The 8811-nt window shown below is 58.4% G+C and carries 8 protein-coding genes; 3 read left to right on the top strand and 5 right to left on the bottom strand.

Translation table 11 applies throughout. The features are described from left to right. On the bottom strand, positions 1–1445 hold a 1445-nt coding region (locus ACIOWA_RS20955), incomplete at its 3' end, for a DUF6531 domain-containing protein (protein WP_401161684.1). 248 nt (positions 1446–1693) lie between these two features. On the opposite strand from ACIOWA_RS20955, the gene ACIOWA_RS20950 reads away from it, so the two are divergent. After that, complete coding sequence (locus ACIOWA_RS20950; RefSeq protein ID WP_339464982.1) at positions 1694–2389, top strand: HAD-IA family hydrolase; 696 nt, start codon at positions 1694–1696, stop codon at positions 2387–2389. 74 nt (positions 2390–2463) lie between these two features. On the opposite strand, the gene ACIOWA_RS20945 is transcribed toward ACIOWA_RS20950, so the two are convergent. Next, positions 2464–3210 (bottom strand): 3-oxoacyl-ACP reductase family protein, encoded by a 747-nt coding sequence (locus tag ACIOWA_RS20945; protein WP_339432495.1) that lies wholly within the window; start codon positions 3208–3210, stop codon positions 2464–2466. A 126-nt stretch (positions 3211–3336) separates the two neighbouring features. Here ACIOWA_RS20945 and ACIOWA_RS20940 point away from each other — a divergent pair, with 126 nt between their 5' ends. Further along, positions 3337–4263, top strand: coding sequence for a LysR family transcriptional regulator (locus tag ACIOWA_RS20940; protein WP_339432494.1), 927 nt, complete (start codon positions 3337–3339; stop codon positions 4261–4263). Between the two features lie 140 nt (positions 4264–4403). Here ACIOWA_RS20940 and ACIOWA_RS20935 read toward each other — a convergent pair whose 3' ends face one another. The 3 genes from ACIOWA_RS20935 to ACIOWA_RS20925 all read right to left on the bottom strand — a co-directional run bounded on the left by ACIOWA_RS20935 (position 4404) and on the right by ACIOWA_RS20925 (position 7954). Then, the gene (locus tag ACIOWA_RS20935; RefSeq protein ID WP_339432493.1) at positions 4404–5132 is read right to left on the bottom strand and encodes an aspartate/glutamate racemase family protein; all 729 of its coding nucleotides are present in this window, start codon (positions 5130–5132) and stop codon (positions 4404–4406) included. A 54-nt stretch (positions 5133–5186) separates the two neighbouring features. Beyond that, positions 5187–6725: an NCS1 family nucleobase:cation symporter-1 gene (locus ACIOWA_RS20930; protein ID WP_401161681.1), complete on the bottom strand. Its 1539-nt coding sequence runs from the start codon at positions 6723–6725 to the stop codon at positions 5187–5189. A gap of 494 nt (positions 6726–7219) precedes the next feature. Beyond that, positions 7220–7954, bottom strand: coding sequence for a phosphoadenylyl-sulfate reductase (locus ACIOWA_RS20925; protein WP_339432491.1), 735 nt, complete (start codon positions 7952–7954; stop codon positions 7220–7222). A gap of 163 nt (positions 7955–8117) precedes the next feature. Here ACIOWA_RS20925 and thrH point away from each other — a divergent pair, with 163 nt between their 5' ends. Continuing rightward, positions 8118–8735: a bifunctional phosphoserine phosphatase/homoserine phosphotransferase ThrH gene (gene thrH / locus ACIOWA_RS20920; protein WP_339464980.1), complete on the top strand. Its 618-nt coding sequence runs from the start codon at positions 8118–8120 to the stop codon at positions 8733–8735. The last annotated feature ends 76 nt before the right edge of the window (positions 8736–8811 follow it).

Below are 8811 nucleotides of genomic sequence, written 5' to 3'. Positions count from 1 at the left end.
GCACTGGTGCGGTACAACCGGGTGAACTCGAACGCCAGCAAGCCATCGAGGGTGCCATCGGTGAGGGTCAGCAGTTCTTCGCCGGTGACCATCGATACGGGGCAACCGTTGGTGCAGGTCGACGGCACGCAATCGGCGCTGTCACCGTTGGGGTTTTTTGCCTGATTAGGGGCGTCGTCGTGGGCCTCATGGCGCTCCAGTCGCGCCATGTCATGAGTCTTGTTTCGTGCAACGGGCGCTGGATTCGGCACCGTCAAAACCACCGAATCGGCCTGACGAATATTCAGCGCAATTGACGGTGTCGGTTTCAGCTCAGCACCACGGGCATTGATTACCAATGGCTTGAGCACGCTCGCATGCCGACTCAGCTCGGGCTCAGAGGTCAGCTCAGCCAGGCGCAATGCCGAGGCCGCCAGCCACTCCCGCGCCCGTGGCGATTTGATCTTCGCCAACACTTTGCTGCTCAAGCGCAGCGGTACACCGACACCGCCAGATACCCGCATCAACAGGAAGCTGATCAACAACTCGACGCGAACCTCGGCCACCACTTCGGCCAGGTACTGCGGCGGCAGCATTTTCAGCCAACTGGTGAATGCGGCCAGATGAATGAACATCAGCGGCTCGTCGCTGAGGATCAGCAGACCGTTAGCGATGGCCTCGCTTGAGGCTTGCAGCAGGGCGTCCAGCTCAATGTCGGTCAGGTACTCCAGCAGCTTTTCGCTATTGGCCTGCAAGTCGGCAAGCAGGGCAAACAGTTGCTTGATGTCATCCCAAACGCCGTGCAGGGCGTTCTCGAATCCGCGCCAGTCGGCTTGCTGCAGTTGACCGTAACGCTCAATGAATCCGGCGCTGGAAAACGCTGCCCATAGCGGCTGAAATTCCGTCCACTCCCCACGTAACCAGACTTCCAGGTCGTCGAGAATGCCTTGATAAGAGGCGTACAACGCTCGGACATGCTCAGCGCAGACATCGGGAAAGAAGGTGATGCGATAACGCTGGCCCCGGTCGCAGTCGTTCAGCTCCAGAATGCCGCTGGGGCCGATGGTGTGGCGTATCGGGTCTCCGAACGTCAAAACCCCGTTGGCATCGTCGATCACCGGCTCCAGCGTCACCGGGGTATTACCGATGGGGACGAATTGCGCGGCCTCGAACATGTGCACCAGGGTCAACGGGCCGCTTGCCTTACACATGACCACGGATGAGCTGATGGGCTGGCGAGATTTGATCGGTGCGCTGAGTTGCACATCGTTGCCGACCTTGAACACCTGCTCGACATCCAGCGCCGTGCCCGTCCAGAACTGTTCGGCCCAAACATCGTAGTTGTTCAGGCAAAGGCGAAATTCCCGGATCAGGTTTTCGAAGTCCGGGTGTTCAGGGTTCAGGGCGGCAACTACCAGCAGGCCGATGCTGTTGTTCAGGGCCAGAAGCCGATCGGGTTGGAGCATTCGCAGTCACTCGCGCACGTGAAAAAAGAGGTGCGCGGACTTTGCGGATGATCAAAAAGGAAAGAAGTCGGGAGAGTAGGCAATGCCTGTAGGGCATTTCGCTAAATGCTCGCGATTAGTTCGTCGCTTCGACGAGCATTGACCGTTGCTCAATGCCCGTTGCGCTCGCTATGCTGCTGAACCCTTTAATCAGGTCCGAGCAGCGGCGCTACCGGTCGCCTGGGATATGTTTGATAACGGATCCGATGATGAATGCACCGCTGAAGGCGTTTGGCCCGATCAAGGCCGTGATTTTCGATATGGACGGTTTGCTGCTGGACACCGAGGGCATTTACACCGAGGTCACTTCGCTGATTGCCGAGCGGTACGGGCGCACTTTCGATTGGGGCGTCAAGCAGAACATTATTGGCCGAGGCGCCAATGACCTTGCCAATTACGTGGTCCAGGCGCTCGATTTGCCGATCACTGCCCAAGAGTTTCTGGTGATTCGTGAGCCATTGATGCGTGAGCGCTTTCCCAAGGCTCAGGCAATGCCGGGCGCTGAGGAATTGATTCGCCACCTCAAGGCGCACAACATTCCGATTGCGGTGGGCACCAGTTCGTCGCGTCAGTCGTTCGGCCAGAAAACCACCTTGCACCGCGACTGGTTTGAACTGTTCGATTTCATCGTCACCGCGGACGATCCGGAAGTCGGCGCAGCCAAACCGGCGCCGGATATTTTCTTGACCGCGGCCCGTCGTCTGGGTGTCGCGCCTGAGGATTGTCTGGTGTTCGAGGATTCGCCGTTTGGCGTTACCGCGGCCAAAGCCGCGGGCATGACCGCCATTGCCATTCCCGACGCCGCGATGGCTGATGAGAAATACGCACACGCCGACGGTATTCTGCGGTCGTTGAAAGCCTTCATCCCGAGCGCCTGTGGTTTGCCGGCGCTGGAATGGGCCTGAACGCCAGATATCAAAAAACGCCGCCCCTCTGTTAAAGGAGGGGCGGCGTTTTTCTTACAGACGGTTGAGAAAAATCAGGCGCCGAAACCACCGTCGATGGTCAGGCTGGCACCGGTGATGTAACCGGCTTCAGGCCCTGCGAGGTAAGCGACGAAGCTGGCGATTTCTTCGGCTGTACCGTAACGACCCACGGCCATCAACGGAATCAGGCTTTCGGCGAAGTCACCGCTGGCAGGGTTCATGTCGGTGTCGACCGGACCGGGTTGCACATTGTTCACGGTGATACCACGAGGGCCCAGATCACGCGCCAACCCCTTGGTCAGGCCCACCAGCGCCGACTTGCTCATCGCATACACACCGCCGCCGGCGAAGGGCATACGGTCAGCATTGGTGCTGCCGATGTTGATGATCCGTGCACCTTCGCCCATGTGTTTGGCGGCTTCCTGGGAGGCGATGAAGACGCTGCGAATGTTGATCGCCACGGTTTGGTCGAAATCTTCCAGTTTGAAGTCTTCCAGTGGGGCGACGGCCAGTACGCCGGCGTTGTTGACCAGAATGTCGAGGCGACCAAAGGCTTCGACGGTGGCGCTGACCGCATGGCGGATGGCGGCGGCGTCGGCGCTGTCAGCCTTGATCGCCAAGGCTTTGCCGCCGCTGGCGGTGATGCTGTTTTGCAACTCTTCGGCTTTGACCGTTGAGCTGACATACGTGAAGGCAACCGCAGCGCCTTCAGCGGCCAGACGTTTGACGATGGCAGCACCGATGCCACGGGAACCGCCTTGAATCAGAGCGACTTTGCCGCTGAGGTGTTGAGTGGACATGTTCGATCTCCAGAGTATTCAAGGCGCAATGCCTTGTTGTTGGAACCGAGTATCGGCTTCTGATCCACAGCCGTGTAGACCCTGATTGCTATAGTCTGTGTAAACCAAAAGTTTATAGTGGCGACCATGGAAACCTTCAGCAGTATCGAATGCTTTGTGCGCAGTGCCGAAGTCGGCAGCTTTGCCGAGGCTGCGCGGCGCCTGAGCCTGACGCCAGCGGCAGTGGGCAAGAGCGTGGCGAAGCTTGAGGCGCGGCTCGGTGTGCGCTTGTTTCAGCGCAGTACGCGGAGCCTGACGTTGACCGAGGCGGGGCAGCTGTTTTTGAGTCAGGTCAGTGCCAGTCTGACGACCATCCAGAACGCGGTGGCCAATCTGGCCAGTGTCGAGGGCCTGCCAGCGGGGACTTTGAAAGTCAGTATGGGGACGGTATTCGGGCGCTTGTACATCGTGCCGTTGCTGGAAGCGTTTTTACGTCGATTTCCGGCGATCAACCCTGACTGGCATTTTGATAACCGTCAGGTCGATTTGATTGGGCAAGGTTTCGATGCGGCGATTGGCGGGGGATTTGAATTGCCCCAAGGTGTCGTCGCGCGCAAATTGGCGCCGGCGCACCGAGTGTTGGTGGCATCGACGGGGTATCTGGAAAGTCACAAAGCAATCGTCGAGCCTGATGACCTGCAACACCACGATGGCATCCTGATTCGCTCGCCGCAAACCGGTCGAGTGCGCTCCTGGCAGTTGATCAGCAGTGGCAGCCAGCTCTGCCGCCCCTTGACCCTCAAGACGCGAATGACCATGAGCGACTCCGAGGCGGCCTGTGCGACTGCCGCGCAAAGTCTGGGAATTGCATTGGTGAGCATGCCGTTTGCGGTGGGTTATCTGCAGGCGGGCACGTTGCAGCGCGTGCTGCCGGATTGGTACATCGATGACGGCAACATTTCGATCTACTACGCCGAGCATAAATTGTTGCCGGGCAAGACGCGGGCGTTTGTCGATTTTGTGATTGAGCAGTTTGCGCAGCAGGGCTTGGCGCAGCGGTTCAGTGCCATTTGAGCATGGCTGAGACCTGGTTGCCCCGATTTGCGAGCAAGTCCGCTGCCACAGGGTTTTGTGTCGTTTACAAGGCTCCCGTTCCACACAAAACCTGTGCAAGCTTGCTCGCGAATGAGTCGACTCGATATCCGACTGTGAACTCAGCGAGCAAACCGCTGCGCCCAGCCAATGATTTTCTTCGGCCGCGGCGTCGCATACGTCCGCACCTTGGACGTCGACAGCCGCAACCGCACCAGCGCTTCAGCGATGGTCACCGCTGCCGTCACTCCGTCCACCACAGGCACCCCGGTACGCCGACGAATCTGTTCATCGAGCCCGGCCATGCCGCCGCAACCCAGGCAAATCACTTCGGCCTTGTCCTGCGTCACGGCCAGTTCAGCCTGATGCACGATCGCCTCCAGCGCGCGCTGCGGCTCGTGTTCCAGTTCAAGAACGGCCAAACCACTGGCTCGAACTGAAGCACAACGGTCCCACAAACCGGACAATTTCAATCGATCCTCGATCAGCGGCACGGTGCGATCCAGGGTGGTGACCACCGAGTACGCGTGCCCCAGGAACATGGCCGTACTGGCGGCTGCGTCAGTGATATCCACCACCGGTACATTGAGCAGTTCCTGCAAGCCTTCGCGCCCATGTTCGCCATAACCGGCCTGAATCACGGCGTCGAACGGCTGGTCGTAGGACATCACCCGATCCATCACGGCGATGGCCGCCAGATAGCTTTCGAAATTGCCTTCAACCGAGTCAGCACCGAAATACGGCGTGAGGCCGACAATTTCCGTACCGGGTGAGGCGACAGCCTGCGCCGAGCGGGCAATGGCCTGAGTGATGGAATCTGTGGTGTTGACGTTGACCACGAGAATGCGCATGAAAAATCCTTATAACGGGCAGTTCTGCGGCCCGAAGTCCGGGCCGCGAAGGGGTTAATGGCAGACGTTGTCGACGGCGAAGGCTTCGCCACTGACGTCGGCGTAGTGCGGTTGGCGTTTGGCGATGATGAGGTAAAGCATTCCGGCGATCCCGGCGCCGATCAGCCAGGAGAAGGGCGAAACGTTGTGGAAACCAGGCACCAGCGCCAGGACGATGGCGATCAGCGCAGCGGGAATAAACGCCGTGACGGCGCGCCAATTGATACCGCGGTTGTAGTAATAAGCGCCGTTGGGGTCTTCGCTGTAGAGCTGAGGAACGTTGATCCGGCCTTTGCGGATCAGCCAGTAGTCGGCCATGATCACCCCGTACAACGGGCCGAGCAGGGCGCCCAAACCCGACAGGAAGTACACGATCACCAGCGGACTGTTGTAGAGATTCCACGGCAGGATCAGCACCGCGATGGTCGCGCTGATCAGCCCGGCGCGGCGAAAGGTCAGGTATTTGGGCGCCAGATTGCTCAGCACGAAGGCCGGGGCGACGAAGTTGGCCATGATGTTCACCGCCACGGTGACGATCAGGAACGCCAGGCAACCCAGCACCACAAAGAAGGTGTTGGGAATCGAAGCGATAATCTCGGTCGGGCTTTCGATGATCCGGCCATTGATCTGGAATTGCGCGCCACACAGCAGGACTGTTATCGCGGCGAACACCAGAATATTCACCGGCAAGCCCCAGAAATTCCCGACCTTGATGGTCTTGCGGCACGGCGAGGAGCGGGCGAAGTCGCAGAAGTTGAGAATCAACGTGCCGTAGATCGCCAGCCACAACGCGCCGCCTGCAAAAATATTGCGCCACATCTCGCCGCCGGTCAGCGGTTCGCGGATCGACCAGGCGATGGTTGCGTTGGCTTGCGTGTACATCCACGCGGCGAGCGCGGCGACGGTCAGCAAAATCACCGGCCCGGCGAATGCTTCATACCGGCGAACCATTTCCATGCCGTAGGCAAGAATCGCCAATTGCACGAACCAGATCGCCACGAAGCACACCCAACCCAAAGTCGACAGGCCGAGGATCGCGTTGTCATCGTACTCGGCGAAGCCGGGATGGACTGCCGTCAGTAACACGCGCAAAACCACTGACGCGAGATACGTCTGAATGCCGAACCAGGCGATGGCGATCACCGCCCGGATCAGTGCAGGAATTTGCGCGCCGTGGATGCCGAAACTGATCCGGCTGATCACCGGAAACGGCACCCCGGTTTTCTGCCCCATGTAGCCGGACAGGTTCATGAAGAAATACACCAGTGCCGCGCCAATCCCCAGCGACAGCAAAATTTGCCAGCCACCCAGGCCCAAGGCATACAGGCCGATGGCGAACGAGTAGTTGGCGATGTTGTGCACGTCGTTGGTCCACAGGGCGAAGATGCTGTATTTGCCCCAGCGCCGGCCTTCGGCCTTGGTCGGTGCCAGATCGCTGTTGTGCAGACGCGGGCTCAGTTGTAACGGTTCGCTCAAGCCGTCAGGGGGCAAGGGTTGAGCGTGGACAGAGGCGGGCAGATTCAGCGCGACGTTATTGGAGAGACTTGTACGCATTCCGGCAGGCTCCTGATGTTCAGGACCGCGATGACTGTGCGTGAGCTGTCAGGCTCGACAAATCTTCGTCGCGGCAGTGAACCATCATTGGTTACGGGGCATCTGCAGCCTGTACGGGATAGGGCGCTTCAGGCTTGCGGATCGAAAGTGTGTATGTTTTGCAGTTTTGTATACAAAACATGTATGCACTAAAGCCAGATCTGTGCCAGTTGTTGATCTATGGAATGGGTCTCTCATTTCGAAAAGTTATCGAACGGGACTAAGTGTCTGAAAATCAGTGGATATAAATTGACCGATTGAACAGGTATTTATTTTTTGCGCAAGATTTCGGCTGACATCAAAAGGGAGGGCTTTGCAGGAGGGATGTAACGTTTCAGGGCGCAGAAATGAAAAGTGCACACACAAATGGCACTGATGGTGACAGTTGTGTGTACACGTTTTCGGAGGGTGCCATATAACAAATGTGGGGATGTCACTGGATGCAAAGGTGTGGGTTACGCCTTGCCGATGATATTCCCGGCATGCAACCCGCATTCTTTCTGGGTGGCTTCTTCCCACCACCAGCGGCCTTCGCGCTCGTGCTGATTTGGCAGCACCGGGCGGGTGCACGGTTCGCAGCCGATGCTGATAAAGCCGCGCTCATGCAGGCTGTTGTACGGCAGTTCCAGCATACGGATATAGCCCCAGATCTCTTCGCTGGTCATCTGCGCGAGGGGGTTGAACTTGTACAGCGTGCGCTCCGGCGTGGAGAACGCGCTGTCAATTTCCATCACCGCCACGGCACTGCGGGTGCCCGGGCTCTGGTCACGGCGCTGGCCGGTGGCCCAGGCTTTGACGTCGGACAGTTTGCGGCGCAACGGTTCGATCTTGCGGATACCGCAGCATTCACCGTGGCCGTCCTTGTAGAAACTGAACAGGCCTTTTTCCTTCACGAACGGTTCCAGTTTCGTGGCGTCCGGCGAGACGATGTCGATGTCGATCTTGTAGTGCTCGCGCACCTGCTCGATGAAACGGTAGGTCTGCGGATGCAAGCGGCCAGTGTCGAGGCTGAACACTTTGACGTTCTTGTTCAGCTTCCAGGCCATGTCCACCAGCACCACATCCTCGGCGCCGCTGAAAGATATCCACAGATCATCACCAAACTCGGCAAACGCGAGTTTCAGGATGTCTTGAGCGGATTTGTTGGCATAGGTCGTGGCGAGGTCCACGACGTCGAACGTTGGGCTCATCAGGGCGGCTTCCTACAGGTCGGTGGCGCTGGGCGCTCTATATGGCGCCGATGGTAACAAAAAGCAGCGGCGCTTGGGGCGTCCTGTGCGTTGCGTGGTTGGGGTTGAGTCGCTAGAGTTCGGGCTCGCTCGACTCAATAAACAATACAAACGGGAGTGTCTTGTGGAAATTGCTTGCCTGGATCTTGAAGGGGTGCTGGTACCGGAAATCTGGATCGCCTTCGCCGAAAAAACCGGAATCGAATCCCTCAAGGCCACCACTCGGGACATTCCCGACTACGACGTGCTGATGAAGCAGCGTCTGCGCATCCTCGATGAGCATGGGTTGAAGCTGGCGGATATTCAGGAGGTGATCGCAACGCTGAAGCCGCTGGATGGCGCAGTGGAGTTCGTCAACTGGCTGCGCGAGCGCTTTCAGGTGGTGATTCTGTCGGACACTTTCTATGAGTTCTCCCAACCGTTGATGCGTCAACTGGGCTTCCCGACCTTGCTTTGTCATCGTCTGATCACTGACGACAGCGGGCGGGTGAGCAGCTATCAGTTACGTCAGAAAGACCCCAAACGCCAGTCGGTTCTGGCCTTCAAGAGCCTCTATTATCGGGTGATTGCGGCGGGTGATTCGTACAATGACACTTCGATGCTGGGCGAGGCGGATGCCGGGATTCTGTTCCACGCACCGGACAATGTCATTCGCGAGTTTCCGCAGTTCCCGGCGGTGCATACGTTTGCCGAGTTGAAGCAGGCATTTCTCAAGGCGTCTAACCGGGATTTGAGCCTATAGTCGTCAGGCCTGACGCCTTCGCAGCAAGCCCGCGCCACAGGGGAATGCATTCTTGTGTGGGCGCGGGCTTGCTCGC

It is taken from the genome of Pseudomonas sp. NPDC087614, assembly GCF_044743485.1.
GTDB lineage: Bacteria > Pseudomonadota > Gammaproteobacteria > Pseudomonadales > Pseudomonadaceae > Aquipseudomonas > Aquipseudomonas baetica_A.
Note: the sequence above shows the minus strand (reverse complement) of the source record. Positions and strands in the feature narration are given on the sequence as shown.